Raw genomic sequence first — 18697 nt, forward strand, 5'->3', positions numbered from 1 at the left:
GACGCGATCAGACCCGGCGCACCCGATGGGAGGCGTGGAGACTGCGGCCGACCCCCGAACCAAGCACGGCGAGGAACACGAGGACGACCGAGAGGACCAGGTTGGACATCGCCCAGCCGCCGGTCTCCTCGGCCAGGGCGCCGACGGCGATGGGGCCCAGGCCGGCCACGATGTAGCCGACTCCCTGGGCCATCGCCGAGATCGCGGGAACGTCTGCGGGGTCGGACTGGTCGGCGATGTAGGTGAGCGCGATGCTGAACATGCCGCCCTGGGCGAAGCCCGTGAGGAGTGTTCCGATGACGGCGGCGGTCGGGCCGAGCGAAAGCGACCCGAGGCCGACGATCATGAGGAGTACGGCCGTCGTGACGACGAGCGCCGCGTGCCGGGAGGTCGCGACCCGCGGTGCGAGGAGGGCGGTGGGCAGGCCGACGAGGGAGAACGCGCCGACCGCGAGTCCCGCCCCTGCGGGCGTGAGTCCCACCGAGACGAGCTGGGCGGGCAGCCATGTCATCAGCGAGTAGAACACCGCCGACTGCACGCCCATGAAGACGGTGATCGCCCATGTGCGCGGGCGCCGCACCACGGTGCTCATGCCGGCGGGCGCGGTGCCGAGCGCGTGCCGGCTCGCATCCGGGCCGAGGCAGAGGAAGACCCAGAAGGCGAGAGCAGCGGCCGCGGGGACCGTCCAGACGGCCAGGGCCGGCGCCCAACCCAGACCGAGACCCACCTCCAGCGGCGCGGTCAGGGCGGTGCCGACCGCCGAACTCAGTTGCAGGGCACCGGTGTACAAGCCCATGTACAAGGTCGTCACGAGCGGGAACCGGGCGCGGATGATCGCGGGGACGAGCACGTTGCCGATCGCGATGCCGACACCGATGAGCAGCACGCCGGCGAAGAACGCGGGAGCCGAGCCCGCGCTGCGCACGACGAGCCCCAGCGTCAGGGGGATGAGCACGGCGAGCGTCGTCCGTTCCAACCCCCACCGGGCGACGAGGAACGGGGTGGCGAACGCGAAGATGCCGAAGCAGAGCAGAGGCAGCGACGTCGTGGCCCCCGCCTCCGCGGCGGACAGGTCGAGGTCGGCCTGGATGCGCGGCAGGGCCGGAGCCATCGACGTGACCGGCGCCCGCAGCAGGACGGCGATGCCGAGTACGCCCCACATGACCAGGGGCAGTGCCCGGGGGGTTCGTCTCTCGCTCATAGGTGCCCTTTCGTGCTCGACCTCGTGCGTCCTTCGGCGGGCGTCACTGCGGCGTGGCGGTCGTGCCTCCGCCGCCCCGGGTCCATGTCGGCCGGCTTCGCTCCCCACGTGCCGCGGTTACCCCCGCACACGCGCGGAGTCACGCGGGCAGGTGAGGGGTTTCGCCTGCGGCGATGAGGTGCCGCGTGCGGATACCGGGGGTTCCCGGAACGTTCAGCGGCCGGATTCGGCGGCCTCGGCGATGTCGTCGAGGTCGGCCTGCATGATCTTCTTCGTCACCCGCAGCCCGACGGGCGCCATGACCTTCATCGCGACCTTGCCGAGCAGGCCGGAGTGCTCCTCGGGGAGTCCTTCGAAGTGCATCGTGAGGCGTGTGCCGGGGTGGGTGGCTTCGAGCTTGAACGTCGTGACGTAGTGGGCGGAGCCGGCGTCGGCCTCGATGCGGGTGAGGCCGAGGGCCTCGACCTCGGTGACCGTCATCTCCTGGGTCTCCTCGCGGCCCATCATCGTGCGCGTCTCACGCCACCGGGTGCCGACGCGGTAGGGCCCGTCGGTGAGCACCTCGACCTTCGACACCCCGCTGAGCGTCTCGGCGGAGTGCTCGAGGTCGGTGAGCACCGCCCACACTCGCGTGGGCTCCGCGTCGATCTGCCGGGACAGGGTCAGAGAAGGGTTCGCCATGGCCCCGAGGGTAGTGGCCTGGGCGAGCGCCGGCCTCTCGGCGCGATCGCCGCCTCGCGCCCGCGCGACGCTCGGCATGACACGGGCGGCTCCGGCTGGCACCCTGGCAGCGGCGCCGGTCCGACCGGCGTGCGCCGAGCTGCCCCGACCGAGGAGCCCCACGCATGCTGTCACTGTCGCCGTTAGGCCAGGAGATGGGTCAGACCTGGCAGCAGGTGTACGAGCTCGCGGTCGCGTTCGGGTTGTCGGCCCTCATCGGCATCGAGCGGCAGGTGCGGCAGAAGTCGGCGGGGATCCGCACGTACACGGTCGTCGGTCTGGGCTCGGCGCTGTTCATGATCGTCAGCAAGTTCGGCTTCATGGACGTCGTGTCGCCGGGTCGAGTGGAGGTGGACCCCTCTCGTGTGGCGGCGCAGATCGTCTCGGGACTCGGGTTCATCGGCGCCGGCATCATCTTCACGCGCCGCGAGTCGGTGCGGGGTCTGACGACGGCCGCGAGCATCTGGATGACGGCGGCCATCGCGGCCGCCGCGGGCGCCGGACTTATCGTCATGGCGGCCTCGACGACCGCGGCCTACTTCCTGTCGGTGCTTGTGCTCTCGCCGCTCGCGCGCAGCCTGTCCCGCGGCGTTCTCGGCGGGCCGCCCACCCTCACCCTCGAGTATCTCGACGGCCGGGGGTTGCTGCGCACGATCATGACGACGGTCACCGAATCCGGGTACCAGATCACCGAACTGCGCACCGATCGCCGCCCTGAGAGGGACGACTCTCGGGGAGGCGAGGCGGTCGTCACCGCGGTGATGGTGCTGCGCGGAAACGCCAACGTGTCTCGCCTCGCTGGTCACCTCGCCGACATCCCGGGCGTCGTCAAGGTCGGCGACGAACCGGGTGGCGACGAGGACTGACGGCGCGCAAGCGCGGGAGGCGCCGGGTCAGGGTGTTCGTGCTCGGATCGGGCTCTGTCCAGGGCGCGCAGGCGGCACCGCGTATCGCCCGCTTCGGGCGGAGTGTTCCGTGACGCCGAGATGAACGTGACGGACGCCATATCGACTGTCGTCGAATCCCTTCACGCACGCTCGTCGATCGGCGCACGCTTGTGCTCATACGCGCTTCGGAGTAGCAGCCGGCCACTCCTGCATGACATGCGTCGAGGTGTGGATCATGGCTTCTGAAATGCCCCAGGCGTCATCGCGGGTCTCCGTCGACAAGGCCGATCAGGGTTACGCGAAGCAACTCAAACCGCGCCATATCCGGATGATCGCCATCGGCGGCTCGATCGGCACGGGTCTCTTTCTCGGCGCGGGTGGCCGGCTGGCTGCGGGTGGTCCGTCGTTGGCCATCGTCTACGCATTGTGCGGGCTGTTCGCGTTCTTCATGGTGCGAGCACTCGGCGAGTTGACGATCCACCGTCCTTCGTCCGGCGCGTTCGTGTCGTATGCGCGGGAGTTCATGGGGGAGAAGGGGGCCTACGTCACGGGTTGGCTGTTCTTCCTCGACTGGTGCACGACGGTGATGGCCGATATCACCGCTGTCGCCCTCTACATGCACTTCTGGTCGATCTTCTCGCCGATTCCGCAGTGGATCATCGCGCTGATCGCTCTGGCCATCGTGTTCACGATGAACATGCTGAGCGTCAAGTTCTTCGGTGAGTTCGAGTTCTGGTTCGCGATGATCAAGGTGGCGGCGATCGTCGGCTTCATGCTCATCGCCGTCTTCTTCATCGCGACCGGTCAGCAGGTGGCGGGAAACACTCCCGGCGTCTCGATGATCACGGAGCACGGCGGCATGTTCCCCAAGGGCCTCGCCCCGATGGTGACGCTCGCTCTCGGCGTCGTGTTCGCGTTCGGTGGCACGGAGATGATCGGTGTCGCCGCCGGTGAGGCGGAGGACGCGGAGAAGATCATGCCGAGCGCGGTCAACTCGATGATGTGGCGCATCGCCCTGTTCTACGTGGGCTCGGTCGTGCTGTTCACGATGTTGATGCCGTGGACGGCCTACTCCAAGGCGGAGTCGCCGTTCGTCACGTTCTTCAGCGCCATCGGCGTGCCGAACGCGGGCACGATCATGAACCTCGTCGTGCTCACGGCCGCGCTGTCCAGCCTCAACGCCGGGCTGTACGCGACCGGTCGCACGCTGCGGTCGCTGGCGGTGGCAGGGTCTGCTCCGATGTTCGCGGCACGCCTGAACAAGAACCACGTGCCCTACGGCGGAATCGTCATCACCTCCGCCCTCGGACTCATCGGCGTCCTCATCAACTACGTCTATCCGACGCAGGCGTTCGACATCGTGATGAACCTCGCCGGTATCGGTATCGCCGGCACGTGGATCTCCATCATGGTGAGCCACTGGATCTTCGTGCGTCGAGCGAAGCAGGGGCTCTACACCCGCCCGCGGTACCGCCTGTTCTGGGCGCCGTTCACGAACGCGCTCACGATCTTCTTCCTCGTCGGCATCATCATCATGATGTGGTTCGCCGACGAGATCGGCCCTCCCACGATCGGCCTGTTCTGCGTCGTCGCCCTCATCATGGTGGCCGGCTGGTTCGTGGTGCGGCGCAACATCGACGGCACCCTGCTCGAGAGCAGCTTCCTCGAGACCGACGTCGAGAAACAGACCGAGGTGATCGAGGATCACGATCCCACCCTTCCCCCGCCGCCCGACGACGGCTCTCCCCGGAGCTGACTCACCCGCACCCTTTCGCCGGTGCGACGAGCTCGGTCGGCGAGAAATGAATCGCGTCGTGTGCGCTCTCACCTGCCACGTCGGCCACGGCTGGCATACCGCGGACACCTTTCGGACCTTGACGGCCGGGTGCGACGCGATCACCCTGGAGGCACGAGAACTCGCACCGTGGTGTTCGGTGGGATCGCTCTCCCGTGTTCGGCAGCGGAATCACATTGACAGACCCCGCCTCTTCCGTCCGCCGACGACACGTTCGGCATGGCGGATTCACCGTGAATCTGCACTGCAGGCGTTCGCGTCCCTCTGCCGAACATCAACGACTCGGAAAGGCGGGAATGATGTTCGGAGTCAAGCGGATACCGGTTGGCGGCCGGCCCTTCGACGGCAAGAAGAGGCGGGCTCGGGGGCTCTGCTCCGTGGTAGGGGCGAGCGTCCTCGTGTGCTCCCTCGGCGGGTCTGGCGGAGGCGGCCCGGCCGCGGATGCCGCCGTGCCGGCGCAGGCCGAGCCTGTGCGGCAGACCGAGCCGGCTCGTCAGGCCGTGGCCGACGGAGCGGGGCCGAGTCGGGTGTTCGTGCCGAGCTCGGTGACCGAGATGACCGAGAAGAGCCACCTCGTCGTGATCGGTACTCCCGTGAGCGAGTCTCGAACCGAGATGGTGCACGGCGTTCCGTTCACCGTTCGGGACGTCGTGGTCGAGTCCCAGGTCAAGGGCCCGAGAGTCTCGCGGGTGACCGTGCGCGAGTTCGGTGACGGCCGCCTCGAGACCTCCCTCGTGCCCGGACAGAAGGCGGTGCTCTTCCTCTCGCCGTTCGAGTTCACGCGGGGGAGGGCGACGGGGCAGTGGGTGATCACCGGACAGTACTCGGGCTTCTATCGCGTGGAGGCCGACATGGCCTACCGCGTCGATCCGGAAGCGACGGGGCTACCTGCCAGGGCTGCGGTCGGTGATCTGGTTCGCGCCGTCAAGACGGCTCGTTGATCTCCGAGAGGAAGGGCTCGGCTGGCCTGACATCGACGCGCGCGGTCCGTCCTCGACGGCGATGCGCTACAGCTGCCGTCGACGACGTCGCACGCCGTCGACGGATGCTCGCGAGCGCGGAGCCCGAGGGCGCCGAACGTGGCGACGAGCCCCGCGACTGCGGCCAGCAGGTCCCGAGCGCGGGCGAGGCGACGGAACGCAACGAGGACCTCGTCGCCCACGCCCGGCGCGCCCTCTCGTCCCGCGGCGAGTGTTGCAGCCTGTTATCGCAATCCGACAAGATGCCCGACGCCCTTGTCACCGTGCGTCTCGACACCGTTCACCTCGAGGACGCCACCGGCCGCTAGGGCGGACCCGGAAATGTCCTCCGCCGCAGGGGCGCCGAGCTCAACCGATACGTCGTCCGAGGGCAGGCCACCCGGCTCGACTCGCCCTCGATCCTGTCGAGGGCGGCGAGCTCGCCCACCCCCTCCGCCCTCGACGACCAGACCGGCGGCCCAGCTGTTGGTCATCCATCCGACCCCGGACGCGGGGAGAGCGCCATGGGGCCGGCGACCCGCGAGTGGAACGCGGCCCGCAGGCCTCACCCGTGTCGCCGGTGTCGGTAGGTTGCCCGCATGGGAATGTTCAAGGGAGCCGAGGCCGCCGGGCCGCTCACTGACCTCGTCGAGGCCGCCCGAATCGCTCGGGCCGAGGGTCGGAACGTGTTCGTTGGTCGTCTGGTCGGTGGGGTGAGGACGGACGCCGCTGATCTATGGGCGCGCACCATTGAGGCAATAGAGAGTGAGGGGTGGCAGCTCGAAAAATGGGCCGTGGGCGAGCATTTCGGTTGGCCCGTCTTCCGTCGACGCTGAATCGGCGGCAGCCGCGATCCACTGCCCACAGGGCGCCGTCTACGCCGCACCCACACCACCGCCGCCAGCCGCGACCGTTGACGCCATGACCCCCGACCTCGACGAGCACCGACGCCGCCGCCCGTAGCTGGGCGGATGTATGGTCACCGGGTGACCAAAGACGCGCCACAGCAGGCGAGTTCGCCGTGGTGGCACCTGCGACGTCTCGGAATCGTCGCCGTCCCCCTCGCCGGATCGGCCGCCGCCGGCCTCGGCACCCACCTCGCAGGGTGGCGACAACCAGCAGAGGTGCTCGGCGCGGTCAGTGCAGCCGGCACGGTGGCCGCCGCAATGGTGGCCCTCTGGATTGCCGTCAGCGACTCACAACGCCGAGACCGTGCCGAGGTCGCCCAGCAGGAGCGCGACAAGATCGCCCAGGCTCACCGCGCCGCCGTTGTTGTCGTGCGCACAACTTCGTACGGCGGTGAAGGTGACGAGGTCGGACACATCATGGTCGAGGTACAGAACCTCGGAGAGCACGCCGTGCTCGACGTCACCGTCCAGGCCGTGTGGTGCCTCGAACCGCCCACATGGGACGAACCCTATGCGTTGGCCTTCGGCGAGTTCCCGCAGCCCCGCGTCCGCGAACGTCTGCTCGAACCGATGCAGACAGTAAGCACCGACATGTCTGACGGCTCCACGGGGCCGCTGAATGCCGTCTTTGCCGGGGATCGGCCGGCGACACAACCGAATTGGCGGGACGCGTTCGGCAAGGTGGTCACGGTGGCGAGGTGGCAGGAGCGTTCGGGGGAGCGTTGGGAGCGCGTCGAGGAGAACTTGCCGCGTCGTCTCGACCAGGACGGAGCCACACCCCTCCCCGCCAGCGCGGTCGTGCTATGGGACCGAGACAACCCCCTCGAAGGCAGGCCGATCCTCGAGTCAGTCCGTCCGCGCAAGTGAGCCACCCGCCGACACACCCATGTCAGCCGCGCCACCGCACGGCGAACGACCGCCGTAGCCGCACTCGCGCCGCCGACTGCCGAGGCAGCACCACCACAGCCGACCGCGCCACCTTCGCCGTGTGCAGGCGCCCCATCATTGCCGTCGGCATCCCATCACAGTGCCACCCTCAGGACAGCGAGGATGCCGGCCACGGGCCCGCCTCGACCGGCACACCGTGACCTCGCGCCGACAGGCCGTCGACGAACGCCGCATCGACCTCGTCGGCTGGCGCGTTGCGGATCCATGCTCCCGGCCTCATCCTGACCCCCTCCCGCCAGCCCGTTGCTCGACAACGTTCGGCCTAGACTCGGCCTGGCCTCTACCCCCAGGGGTTTGTCCGGAATAAACGTGCTGGTCAGAGAGTGCCCCCGGCAGGATTCGAACCTGCGACACCCGCTTTAGGAGAGCGGTGCTCTATCCCCTGAGCTACGAGGGCGTGCGCGTGGTGCGCGGCTGACATCCTCTCATGGCCGCGAACCCCCTCCCGCATGCGCGTCTGGGTGACGGTGCCGCCGGATCAGGCCGGACGCACGCGCACCGGTACCCGAGCCCACGAGTTGTTGGCGTAGCCCTTGGGGTTCCACAGCGAGGCCGCGTGTTCGGGTTGAGCGGCGGCGGTGTCGTCCCAGGCGCGGGCGAGGATCGTCGTCGTGCCCGGCTCCAGCGTCACGTCGCAGGTCCACAGGCGCCACGTCCACGGGTCGGCCTCGCCGAGCAGCTCAGCCTGACACCAGGACTCGCCGCCGTCGATCGACACGTCGACCCGGGTGACGATCCGCTCACCGCCGGCGTAGGCGTATCCCCGTACGGTCACCCCGCCGGCGTGGACCTCGGTGCCAGTCGCCGGATCGAGAATGTCGCAGTTGAGCGCGACCGGTCCGAGGGAGATCCCGTCGCCCGGGCCTGCGTCGGCCGGGTCGGTCTCTGCCGGCAGCAGTCGGTACGAGACCGCTTGGAAGAAGTTGTCCGAGGGCGCGTCACGCACCTCGACGCGGGTGAGCCACTTGACGCTGCGCGCCCCGATCCAACCGGGAACGACGACGCGCACCGGAGCACCATGCTCGAGCGGCAGCGCCTCGCCGTTCATCTCGACCGCGAGCAGGACCTCGTCGCTCATCGCCTTCGCGAGCGGAATCGACGCCCCGAACTCACTCGGTGGGTCGGCGGCATCACTGAGGTCGGCGCCCGTGAACCCCACGTGGGTCGCGCCCTCCCGCACGCCGACCGCCGCCAGGACGTCCCGAAGTCGCACCCCACGCCATCGCGCCGTCCCGGTCGCTCCCGGCCCCCACGGCGTCTCGCCCGGAATGTCACGTACGTCGAGGAACCCCGTGCGCCGATTCCCCGCGCACTGCAGCGTCGCGGTGACCTCGTGACTCTCGAACCTGTCGGCGAGTTCACCCGCCGCGAACTCCGTCACACGCTCGACGAGACCGTCCACGCGGATCCGCGCCTCGCTCGAGAGACGCGGCATCGGCCCGTGGTTGCGCACGTAGAACGCCTCGTTCGGCGTGATCTCCCGGCCCACCAGCGCGGAGGTGCGGGTCTCGGCGTTGTACGGGTCGTCCTCGTGGACGAGAAGGGGGTCGTCGCTCACGGCTCCAGCCTGCCCTCTTCGGCGTCGCCTCGGCGGCTCACGGGCTCACGGAACCGCCCGTCGTGTCCCGCGCAGACAGCATCCGGCTGGATTTCACGCGTGTACGACCGGCGCAGGTCTCGTCACGGGCTCAGCACGCCACTCCTCGTGCGCTCGAACGCACCCCATGTCGACAGCCCGACCCCTCGATTCCCGCAGGAGTCCTCCGATATGGGGGTCGGGTGGGGACGTCGAGAGTCCCGACGAGCCATGGCAAGCCGGCGGGCAAGTCGAACAGTCGAAGGGCCCACTCGACGCCTCGACCGACCCGTGCCCCCACCTGCGCCGGAGCGCCGACTCCTCCAACGAGCCCGGCGACCCGGCCGGGGCCGTAGGCTGCCACGAACCGGACCTCCACCGCCGATCGTCCAAGGAGCACGGATGAACGACCGCACACTCGTCGTCGGTGAAGCCCTCGTCGACATCGTCCACCGCACCGACGGCACCGTGGAGGAGCACCCCGGCGGCAGCCCACTCAACGTCGCGATCGGCCTGGCGCGCCTCGGCCACCATGTCCACTACGCGGCGCGGTTCGGCGACGACCTGCGTGGGCACACGATTCGTGCGCACCTCGAACGCGAGCCGAACATCACCCTCACCCGCGGCACCGCGTCCGCACCCTCGACGTCCACGGCCACCGCAACGCTGGACGAACGAGGCGCCGCCACCTACGAGTTCGACCTCACGTGGGACGTCGCGAACGCCCTCGACGGAGAGCCCACCGGGCACGTGCACACCGGTTCGATCGCCGCGACGCTCGCCCCCGGTGCCGACGCCGTCCTCGAGGTCGCGCGACGCGGTCACGAGACGGGCACCGTCTCCTACGACCCCAACGCGCGACCGACGCTCATGGGCGATCCGGCGACGGCCCTCGAACGGGTCGAGGCGGTGGCCGCGAACGCCGACGTCGTCAAGGCGAGCGACGAGGACATCGCCTGGTTCTACGGCGCCACCACCGACGCGACCGGCACGATCGAGGTGGACGACGCGATGCGCCGGTTCGCCGAACTGGGCGCCTCGCTCGTCGTCATCACGCGGGGTGACGCCGGTTGCCGTGTCTACGTAGCCGGCACGGGGGAGTGGGCCGACGTGCCGCCCGTCGAGAACGTCATCGTCATGGACACGGTGGGCGCCGGGGACTCCTTCATGGCGGGACTGATCTCCGGACTCCTCGACGCCGGTCTGCTCGGCAGCGCCGACGCCCGCGCTGCGCTCGCCGCCGCCGACCTCGACGCGATCATGCCCGCTGTGACCAGGGCGAACGTCTGCGCAGCCGTCACCGTCTCGCGGGCCGGCGCCAACCCGCCCACCCGCGCCGAGCTGCCGAGTTGACCGAGGATTAACCGAACGTTGAGCCTGCAAGGCCCTGACGGTCGGCGTTCCGACGCGTACGGTGTGGGAGGCCCGGCCGACGGGGTTGATCGGCGGGGCGTCGACGTCACCGCCCAGGGGGAAGTACCCATGATCTCGTCCGTCACCCGTGCCCGCGTGTCTCTGCGAGGTCGTAGGTGCATCCCGCTGATCGCGGCCCTCGCCGTCGGGGCCCCGCTCATGGGCGTCGTCCCCCCGGCTCCCCGCGCCTCCGCCAGACCGGCCGACGCCGGCCTCGACATCGGGCGGGCCGGCCTGCGTGAGACCCGGTCGGTGCAGCGCGTGACCACCGGCGTCTCGGTCACGACGATCGTGCGCGGGCAGAAGGCCGCGACGAACGCCACCCGCGGCACGACGCCACTCGGCCCGTGGCGGGTCCGCGTGGCGACGATCGACAAGAACGCCAAGGGCCAGTTGCGCACGGCCATCGGCACCGACATCGCTCGCACCGAGGGCGTCTCGACGCTCGCGCGCTGGAGCCGGTCGTACGTCGCGGTCAACGGCAGCTTCTTCTCGCAGGGACGCCGCAGTGCGCCGGGTGACATGGTCGGCCTCGCGGTCAACGCCGGCACGATCATCAGCCAGCCGCAGCGGGTCGCAGGCCACATGGGGGTTCTCATGGACTCCCGCACCAAGCGCCTGCGCATGGACGACTACACGTGGAAGGCGACGCTGACGAGCGAGGCCGGGGAACTCTTCCTCGACGCGGTGAACACCCCTCTGGTCGCGCCGCCCGGGTGCGAGAAGCTCACCGATTTCACCCGATGCCCGGCCAAGGGACAGGTCGTGCGCCACACCCCCCACTACTCGTTGCAGACCTCGACCGGCCCGGGAGCGGAGGTCGTCTTCGACCGGTCGGGGTGCGTCGTCAGCGCGAAGCGCACGCGCGGGACCCGCATCACTCCCGCCCAGACCACGGTTCAGGCCACGGGTGCCTCGGCCACCGAACTGCTGCGCGTCGCCGGCTCGGGCTGCCCCGCGTACCGCGAGAAGCTCTTCGGCGCCGACCGTGAGCCGGTGACGCTGTCGAAGACGACGTTCGGGGTCGTCGGGCGGTACCGGCTCGTCCGCGACGGCCGCATCGTCGCGCCCACCTACAAGACGTCGTTCTTCCAGCGTCAGCCACGCACGATCATCGGACGCACCGCCGGCGGCTCGATCAAGCTCGTGACGATCGACGGACGCTCCACGGCGAGCGTGGGCGCGACCATGCAGGAGACGGCGCGGGTCGCGAAGTCCCTGGGGCTCGTCGACGCGGTCAACCTCGACGGCGGCGGATCCACGGCCATGGCCGTGCGCGGCCGCGTGATCAACACTCCCGCGGGCGGGCGAGAGCGCTCCGTCGGGGACGCCGTCGTCTTCATGCCCTGACCAGCAGCGACGCTGTGCCACCAGGGAGTTCCCCCACCAGGTCCTTACCCTCCGTTGACTCTGGAGGGGTGAGGGTTGTCAGAACTCGCCGGTACCATCGCAGGCGTGAGTCGTAGCCCCTCCCTGCCCGAGTCGACCCCCGGGGGTCCCTCGTCGTCGAATCAGCCCGAGAGCGCCGGCGCGCCCGCCTCGGGTGCTTCCGGCGCGCGCCCGGGTGCGGCGGGGGAGTCGTCCACGCCGGCGTTCCGCGACGAGATCGTCGCCGACGTCGTCAAGGGGTGGCGGCACGAACTCGCCGACCTCGGCGGCCCCAACACCCTGCTCTGGTACCGCGACCTGCCGGCCGGCACCCTCGATCTCACCACCGTCCACCCCGGCGGCGTCTCGATGCTCATGGCCGGCGGCTCCACCCGGCTCAGCCATCTCGTGCGCGAGCGCAGCGCGTTCGTCGAGGCGCGTCGCCGCGCCCACGCCATCCGCGAGAAGAGTCTCGAGCTGCGCGACGAACGCGGCCTCGTCACGTGTTTCATGGCGCTGGGCATGGCCTCCTGGCACGTGCCCGGTCCGCGCGCCCCTCAATCACCGGTCCTGTTGCGTCGCTGCGAGATCCACCCCGTCGACGCGGCCGGCTCCGACTTCGACCTCGACCTCGGAACCGACGTCGAGGTCAACCCCGTCCTGCTCAACTACCTGAGCCACGAGCAGGGCATCGACCTCGACCCGGCGGCGCTCGCCGCCCTCGCGGCGGTCTCCACCCGGTTCGACCCGATGCGGGTTTTCCGTGAGCTGTCGCGGGTCTGCTCGTTCATCCCGGGCTTCACCGTCGCCGACCGGCGCGTGGTCTCGACGTTCTCCTACACCAAGCTGCCGATGGTCTCCGACCTCACCCAGCAGGGTATGGAGCTCGGCGATCACCCGGTGCTCGCGGCGTTGGCCGCCGTGCCGGGGGCCAGGTCCCTGCGCACGGCGGACGAGGACGCTCCGCTCGACCCGGAACGTGAGCTCCTCGCGCTCGACGCCGACAGCGAGCAGTCGCGCGCGGTGCTCGACGTGCGCGGCGGTCACGACCTCGCGCTCGTCGGTGGGCCCGGCACGGGTAAGACGCGCACGGTCGCCGACATCGTCGCCGCGCTCGCGGCCGAGGGGCGCAGTGTGCTCTACGTGTCGTCGGCGCGACGCGACCTCGATGCGCTCACCTCCCAGCTCGACGAGGCGGGTCTGCCGGGCCTCGTCCTCGACGCTCACGGGGCACTGCCCGACGCACAGACGATCGCTCGCGAGGTCGTCACCACCCTCGACCGGCGGCGCCCCGCCCGCGAGCCCGACGTGCGCGGTCTGCGCGAACAGCTGCGCGACGTCAGCGCCGAGCTCGAGAGCAGCCTCGCGGCGGTGCACGAGCCCCGTCGGCCGTGGGGCACGAGCGTGTTCGAGATCCGCGAGGCCCTCGCCGCTCAGAGCGAACTCGACCCGAAGCCCACCTCCGACGTCCTTCTGCCCGAGACCGTCCTCACCTCGCTCGACCTCGACGAGGTGCGCGTCGTCGGCGGCCTGCTCGCCCAGATCGCCACCGAGGGCGGGTGGAGCAGCGACTGGCCGGCCGACCCGTGGTACCGCGCCTGGGTGGTCTCGCCCGAGGAGGCCGACAAGGCGCGGCGCATCGTCGAGGAGCTCGCGGGCGGCCGCCTGGCCCAGGCCCGCGCCGCGCTCGACGCGACGCTCGTCGAGGCGGGTCTTCCGGCCGCCGAGACTCCCGACCATTGGGACGGCGCGCTCGATCTCATGCTGGGGGTGCGCAAGACCCTCGAGGTGCTACCCGAGGACGTCTTCCTCCAGCCGCTCGACTACCTTCTCGGCGCCACGGCCGATCGCCAGTACCGGCAGGACCGCGGGTTGTTCATCGGCTGGCGCACCCGCCGCGACCTGCGTCGTCGCGCGGAGTCGTTGCTCAATCCCGAGGTGTCGCTCGATCAGCTGCACGACGTGCTCACCGCGGCGCACGAGCAGCGCACCGCATGGACGGCGTGGACCGGCAGCGAGGAGCCACCGCGCGTGCCCGCCTCGCTCGACGCCTCCCGGCAGTTGTGGGACGACCTCGAGGCCGACCTGCGGTGGCTCTCCGAGCGTCTCGACACCACCGCGGCCGGCGGCGATCTGTTCGGCGTCACCGTCGACGAACTCGTCGCACGCATCGACGACCTGGCGCGTCACAGCGACCGCATCGCGGTGCTCCCGCGTGTCTCCGCAGCCCTCGACCGCGCGCTGGCCGCGGGGTTCGACGATGTCATCCGCGATCTCGCCACCCGACACGTGCCTGCGTCGCAGATCCCGGCGGAGGTCGACCGCATCTGGTGGCGTTCGCTGCTCGCGGTCGTCGCCGCGGAGGATTCGCGCGTCGGCGACCACGATGCCGCGCGGCTGCGCGACCTCGTCGAGGAGTACGTCCGGCTCGACCACGACCACCTGCGCGCCTCCCGAGACGAGGTGCGTGTCGCCATCGCCCGGCGTCTGCACGAGGCTGCCGGCGCGCACGGTCGGGCTCAACAGATCGTTCGCTACGCCGCGTCGGGCACGGGCGCCGGAGTCCCCGCCCGCGAACTGTTCGCCCAGGCCTCCGACCTGCTGCTCGACGTCAAGCCGTGCTGGGCCATGAGCCCGCAGGTCGTCGCCTCACTCATCCCGGTGGGCCAGTGGTTCGACGTCGTCGTCGTCGACAGCGCGGGGCAGATGCTTGTCTCGCACGCGGTCTCGGCGATCTCGCGAGGACGCCACGTGGTCGTCGTGGGCGACGACCGACAGCCGGCCCCCATGCCGTACTCGACCGCGTCGCTCGACGCCGCCGAACAGGGCGACCCCGACGACACCGTGCCTTTCGCGGCCGCGCCCACCCTGCTCGACGCCGCCGTCGACGTCCTGCCCACGCGCCGCCTGCGCACCGTTCACGCCGACGTCGACGAATCCCTGCTCTCGTTCGCCAACCACACCGCATACTCCGGCGAACTCGTGACCACCCCCGGCACCCAGGCCGAGAACCCCCTGCGACTCGTCCTCGCCGGACGCGGCGAAGCGACTCCGGGAGCGGCGGACAGCGGCTCGGGAACACTCACCGTGCCCGGCCGCCAGGGCGACGTCATGCTCGACGCCCCCGCCCTGGAGGACGCCGAGGCCGCCACGATCATCAACCTCGTCCGCGAACACCTCCACCACCGGCCCGAAGAGTCACTGCTCGTCGTCACGTTGAGCAGCATCCGCGCCGAAGAGATCCGCGCCGCCATCCAGACCGCGGCCGAACTCGACACCGACCTCCGAGCGTGGCTCACCACCACCGGATCCGAATCCGACCGCATCGTCCACGTCGACCGCGTCATCGGCGACCACCGCGACGCCGTCATCCTCGCCCTCGGCTACCGGCCACAACCCGACGGCGGCATGCCCCGCCGCTTCGGCCGCCTCGACGCCGAGGGCGGAGACCGAGCGCTCGCCGCCGCCCTCGCCATCGGCCGCCGACACACCCCACCCACACCCCGCCCGTGAGCAGCCCCATGAGCCAAACGGACGATCCCCGCGACGACCAGACCCGCGACGACACCGACGAAGGCTGGAACGACTGGCGCGACGACGAAGACCGCGACCGCTGGCTCGAAGAACAGAGACCGCCTCACTACTAGTCGCTGCGCGACCGCTGTCGCTTCGCGACCCGGGATGCTGGGCGTCCCGGACGGACGCGCCTACGGCGGCGTGTTCCTGTTCCGACGATTCGGGCCTCTCGCATGCTCGGACAGTAAGTTCGCGCCCAGCGTGCCGCCCTCTCGGGTGCTCGGACAGTACCTTCGCGCCCGTCCTGCGTCCGCCCACGTGCTCGGACAGTACGTTTGTGCCCGTCCTGCGTCCTCTCACGCGCTCGAACAGTAAGTTCGCACCCGTCGTGTGCTGTCGTGTGCTCGGACAGGACCTTCCGTACCCGTCGTGCGTGCTCTCGCGTGCTCGGGCAGTACGTTCGCGCCCGGCGTGCCGCCCTCTCGGGTGCTTGGACAGTACGTTCGTGCCCGTCCTCCGTCCGCCCACGTGCTCGGACAGGCGTTTTGCGTCGCCGCGTTGCTCCTTCGCCCCGGTCGAAGACACGTTCTGGACGGTGCCGCGGATGCTGGACCGGGCATTTTGAGCTCACCCGGATTCGTTCCACGCCGACAACACGGCGCAGAGACGGCACGATGTGTCGAATCTCGGTCACCTAAACCCGCGATCGGACGCACCCCCTAAACGACGAACGCGACGCAGACACCCTGTCGGTGTCCACGTCGCGTCTGTCGTTCTTACGCGCTCTGCGCTGGGATCAGAGGCGGTTGCCGCGCTCCGTGCGCAGCAGGTCGCGGATCTCCTGCAGAAGGAGGATCTCCTCCGACGGCTTCTCCGGCTCCGGCTCCACGCCCTCCTTGCGGCGCTCGGCGAGCTTGTTCATCGGCAGCACGAACACGAAGTACACGACGGCCGCCGTCAGCACGAACACGATCAGCGCGTTGATGATCGCCGAGAAATCCAGGAACGTCGCCTTCGGCATGTCCGGACGCAGCGGGATTCCCAGACCCGACGTCTGCGGGTTACCGGCAGCGTTGACGACCGGAGTGACGAGGTTCGTCACCACGGTGTCGACGACCTTCTGGAAGGCCGAGCCGATGACGACCGCGACGGCCAGCTCGATGACATTGCCACGGAGGATGAAGTCCTTGAAACCCTCGAGCACGGAGGCGGATCCTTTCGAGATCTGAGTGAACGGCAACGCCTCTCGACGAAGTCGCGACCGTGAGGCTGCGGACCACTGTAAGGGTCGCCTCACCCGATCGACACATCACTGCTTGCGCAATGCCGGCGTCACCCCCGCCCCGTTCGCCGACATCGCCGGAACCAACGCCCCGAGCCCCGATTCCCGCACTGCCACGAGCAACCCGTGGCCACCCTTCTCCGCCCCCGGATCATCCACGCCCAGCACCAGCACATTCCTCGCCACCACGGTCCCCTTACCGCCATCGACGAGATCCACCCGATCGCCCGGGCGCAGGACGAGCAGCGGACCCGGATCCGCGACCGGCACATGCACCGCCCGCTCCGTCGCATCGAGGGCGTGCGTCGCCGTGAGCGACCTCGTCGTGAGAATCTCGCGAGTCGAGACCGGACGTGCCAGTCTGCGACCCACCACCGCCGCCGGATCGCGCGCAGCCTCCGCCGGCAGCAACTGATCCTCGACGTGCGCGGTCGCGAGGTCGGCGGCTGCAAGAACATGGCCGGCGGGCAGATCACGCGCCGTGGTGAGCACCGCGTGCGGCGCAGGCCCTGGCCGCAGCACCCCCAACGCGATCCACACCGCCACCGCGGCAAGCACAGCCGCACCCACCCGCCGCAGAGTGCGCACGGGCAGGCGCCGACGAGGGGAGCGACGGACCGGTGACCTCGGCGGGGACGAACCGAGCCACGGCAGGGCGGGCGCTGCGGACGACATGACCGCACCGTAGGTTCGCGGTGCGTGTCACGAAGCGGTCGCGCCGCCGCCTGTGGACGACTCGGTCAGCTCGCGGCCGCTGTGGAGGAGCTGCTCGAACTTCCCGACGACGACGTCGAGGACGTCGAGGACGTCGCACTGCCGGCGGAGGACGAGTCCTTCGACGACGAACCCGACGACTCCGTCGAACTCGACTCCTTGGCCGCCGAACCCGTCGACGAGCCGCCCCCACCCGACCCCGACGAGCGGGAGTCGTTGCGGTAGAAGCCCGAGCCCTTGAACACCACGCCGACCGAGTTGAAGACCTTGCGCAGGCGACCCTCGCACTGCGGGCAGGTGGTCAACGCGTCGTCGGAGAACGACTGAACGGTGTCGAACGCGTGACCGCAGTCTTTGCAGGCGTAGCTGTACGTGGGCATGTGCTCTTCTCTCAGGAGGCGGATCGCTCGATGAGTGTAAGGGCGGCGCGGCCCCGCTCATTCCCGGTCGGATGCCACCCGCGAGCGCTGCGCTGCGCGCCGGTCGCGACAACGTCGGCGAGGCGTTCGGCGGTGCCGCAGCGCCTGTGCAGAGCGCGGCCTCACGCCCCCAGCGGGCGCCACCCCGCCTCGGGCGTGACGACCGCCGGCACCGGCCGGTCGAACTCGGCGAACGGCACCGACTCGACCACCTCGTCGTCGAACAGCAGGACGGCGCGGCAGGTGTCGGGACGCAGCCGCGGCTGCGTGCGGTCGTAGCAACCGCCGCCCTGGCCGAGACGTTGACCTGCGCTGTCGACGGCAATGCCCGGCAGGATCATCGCCGTGATGTCGGCGATCGCGTCGAGTCCGAGCGACGGTCCCTCGTCGGCCGCATCGTCGTCGGAGGGGAGTTCGGCCCGGCCGTCGTCCCCCGGCGCGGACTCGCCCGAGGCGTCGCCGGCCGCGTCCGGATCAGCAGTGGGGCGCCGGTCGCGGGGGAGCAGTTCGTGCCAGTCGAGGGCGAGGTCGTCACGCGTGCGGGGAACGAGCACGCGCACTCCGCGGTCGAGGAGTTCGTCGAGCAGCACCGACGTGTCGGGCTCGCTCGGGGTCGAGCGGAACGCCGCCACCGTTGCGGTCGGAGTTCCCCAGCCGGCCGCGCTGGCGCGCTCGCACGAGTCGAGATGGGTGAGCACGGCCGTGGCGATCTGCCGGGCCTCCACCGTGCGGTCGACGCCGGCCTCACGCTGCGCGCGGCGTCGAGCCTTTCGCGCGGCCCGCACCTGCGTGCGCAGTTCCGCCTTGGTCGGAACGCTCGAGGGAGTGGTCTGCGCGGTCGGGTCGGTCGCCATGCCCCCAGTCTGGGACACGCCGTGCACAACCGTCAGGGCATCACCGCACCCGCACTCGCTCACCGCATCGCCGACCCACCGGCCAACCCCGCCCCGTTCGCCCGTGCGGCGCCGTCCACGCGCCTCACGAGCCGCGC

The 18697-nt window shown here is 70.2% G+C and carries 16 protein-coding genes, 1 tRNA gene and 1 pseudogene; 10 read left to right on the forward strand and 8 right to left on the reverse strand.

What is annotated here, in order from left to right; translation table 11 throughout:
- Nucleotides 1-7 precede the first annotated feature (7 nt).
- Both BN1197_RS11595 and BN1197_RS11600 read right to left on the reverse strand, forming a co-directional pair.
- On the reverse strand, nucleotides 8-1201 hold the full coding sequence (locus BN1197_RS11595) for an MFS transporter (RefSeq protein ID WP_040159587.1): 1194 nt from the start codon (nucleotides 1199-1201) through the stop codon (nucleotides 8-10).
- Nucleotides 1202-1414: 213 nt separating this feature from the next.
- Nucleotides 1415-1882: an SRPBCC family protein gene (locus BN1197_RS11600; RefSeq protein WP_040159892.1), complete on the reverse strand. Its 468-nt coding sequence runs from the start codon at nucleotides 1880-1882 to the stop codon at nucleotides 1415-1417.
- A 164-nt stretch (nucleotides 1883-2046) separates the two neighbouring features.
- Between BN1197_RS11600 and BN1197_RS11605 the strand changes: the two genes are divergently transcribed.
- The 5 genes from BN1197_RS11605 to BN1197_RS11625 all read left to right on the forward strand — a co-directional run bounded on the left by BN1197_RS11605 (nucleotide 2047) and on the right by BN1197_RS11625 (nucleotide 7337).
- A complete protein-coding gene (locus tag BN1197_RS11605) occupies nucleotides 2047-2787 on the forward strand; it encodes an MgtC/SapB family protein (RefSeq protein WP_040159589.1) in 741 nt (246 codons plus the stop codon).
- A 256-nt stretch (nucleotides 2788-3043) separates the two neighbouring features.
- Nucleotides 3044-4564, forward strand: coding sequence for an amino acid permease (locus tag BN1197_RS11610; protein WP_217991193.1), 1521 nt, complete (start codon nucleotides 3044-3046; stop codon nucleotides 4562-4564).
- Between the two features lie 488 nt (nucleotides 4565-5052).
- Nucleotides 5053-5544: a hypothetical protein gene (locus BN1197_RS11615; protein WP_040159591.1), complete on the forward strand. Its 492-nt coding sequence runs from the start codon at nucleotides 5053-5055 to the stop codon at nucleotides 5542-5544.
- 104 nt (nucleotides 5545-5648) lie between these two features.
- Nucleotides 5649-5891: a hypothetical protein gene (locus BN1197_RS11620; protein WP_040159593.1), complete on the forward strand. Its 243-nt coding sequence runs from the start codon at nucleotides 5649-5651 to the stop codon at nucleotides 5889-5891.
- 795 nt (nucleotides 5892-6686) lie between these two features.
- Nucleotides 6687-7337, forward strand: coding sequence for a hypothetical protein (locus BN1197_RS11625; protein ID WP_141397276.1), 651 nt, complete (start codon nucleotides 6687-6689; stop codon nucleotides 7335-7337).
- Nucleotides 7338-7742: 405 nt separating this feature from the next.
- Here the strand turns inward: BN1197_RS11625 and BN1197_RS11630 are convergent.
- Together BN1197_RS11630 and BN1197_RS11635 are read right to left on the reverse strand one after the other, a co-directional pair.
- Nucleotides 7743-7815: transfer RNA gene (locus BN1197_RS11630), tRNA-Arg, on the reverse strand.
- Nucleotides 7816-7896: 81 nt separating this feature from the next.
- On the reverse strand, nucleotides 7897-8976 hold the full coding sequence (locus BN1197_RS11635) for a sulfite oxidase (protein WP_040159597.1): 1080 nt from the start codon (nucleotides 8974-8976) through the stop codon (nucleotides 7897-7899).
- A 420-nt stretch (nucleotides 8977-9396) separates the two neighbouring features.
- On the opposite strand from BN1197_RS11635, the gene BN1197_RS11640 reads away from it, so the two are divergent.
- The 4 genes from BN1197_RS11640 (at nucleotide 9397) to BN1197_RS17390 (ending at nucleotide 15422) form a co-directional block, all read left to right on the forward strand.
- Nucleotides 9397-10347, forward strand: a complete 951-nt coding sequence (locus BN1197_RS11640) for a carbohydrate kinase family protein (protein WP_040159599.1) — start codon at nucleotides 9397-9399, stop codon at nucleotides 10345-10347.
- A 129-nt stretch (nucleotides 10348-10476) separates the two neighbouring features.
- Nucleotides 10477-11757 (forward strand): phosphodiester glycosidase family protein, encoded by a 1281-nt coding sequence (locus BN1197_RS11645; protein ID WP_052466583.1) that lies wholly within the window; start codon nucleotides 10477-10479, stop codon nucleotides 11755-11757.
- A gap of 105 nt (nucleotides 11758-11862) precedes the next feature.
- A complete protein-coding gene (locus BN1197_RS11650; RefSeq protein ID WP_096807371.1) occupies nucleotides 11863-15288 on the forward strand; it encodes an AAA family ATPase in 3426 nt (1141 codons plus the stop codon).
- Nucleotides 15285-15422: a hypothetical protein gene (locus tag BN1197_RS17390; RefSeq protein WP_176489750.1), complete on the forward strand. Its 138-nt coding sequence runs from the start codon at nucleotides 15285-15287 to the stop codon at nucleotides 15420-15422. Before BN1197_RS11650 ends, BN1197_RS17390 begins: the two co-directional genes overlap by 4 nt.
- Before the next feature lie 665 nt (nucleotides 15423-16087).
- Here BN1197_RS17390 and mscL read toward each other — a convergent pair.
- Entirely contained in the window at nucleotides 16088-16495 is a 408-nt protein-coding gene (mscL, locus tag BN1197_RS11655; RefSeq protein ID WP_040159900.1) for a large conductance mechanosensitive channel protein MscL, read from the reverse strand.
- Nucleotides 16496-16600: 105 nt separating this feature from the next.
- Nucleotides 16601-17143, reverse strand: coding sequence for an SAF domain-containing protein (locus BN1197_RS11660; protein WP_176489751.1), 543 nt, complete (start codon nucleotides 17141-17143; stop codon nucleotides 16601-16603).
- A 129-nt stretch (nucleotides 17144-17272) separates the two neighbouring features.
- Between BN1197_RS11660 and BN1197_RS18030 the strand changes: the two genes are divergently transcribed.
- Complete coding sequence (locus tag BN1197_RS18030; RefSeq protein WP_315969811.1) at nucleotides 17273-17512, forward strand: hypothetical protein; 240 nt, start codon at nucleotides 17273-17275, stop codon at nucleotides 17510-17512.
- A 62-nt stretch (nucleotides 17513-17574) separates the two neighbouring features.
- Here BN1197_RS18030 and BN1197_RS18035 read toward each other — a convergent pair.
- Together BN1197_RS18035 and BN1197_RS11670 are read right to left on the reverse strand one after the other, a co-directional pair.
- Nucleotides 17575-17667, reverse strand: a pseudogene (locus BN1197_RS18035) (FmdB family zinc ribbon protein); the annotation flags it as partial.
- Between the two features lie 161 nt (nucleotides 17668-17828).
- Nucleotides 17829-18560, reverse strand: a complete 732-nt coding sequence (locus BN1197_RS11670; protein WP_052466590.1) for a 5-formyltetrahydrofolate cyclo-ligase — start codon at nucleotides 18558-18560, stop codon at nucleotides 17829-17831.
- Nucleotides 18561-18697 lie beyond the last annotated feature (137 nt).

This window comes from Mobilicoccus massiliensis, assembly GCF_000826525.2.
In the GTDB taxonomy this organism is placed as follows: domain Bacteria; phylum Actinomycetota; class Actinomycetes; order Actinomycetales; family Dermatophilaceae; genus Mobilicoccus; species Mobilicoccus massiliensis.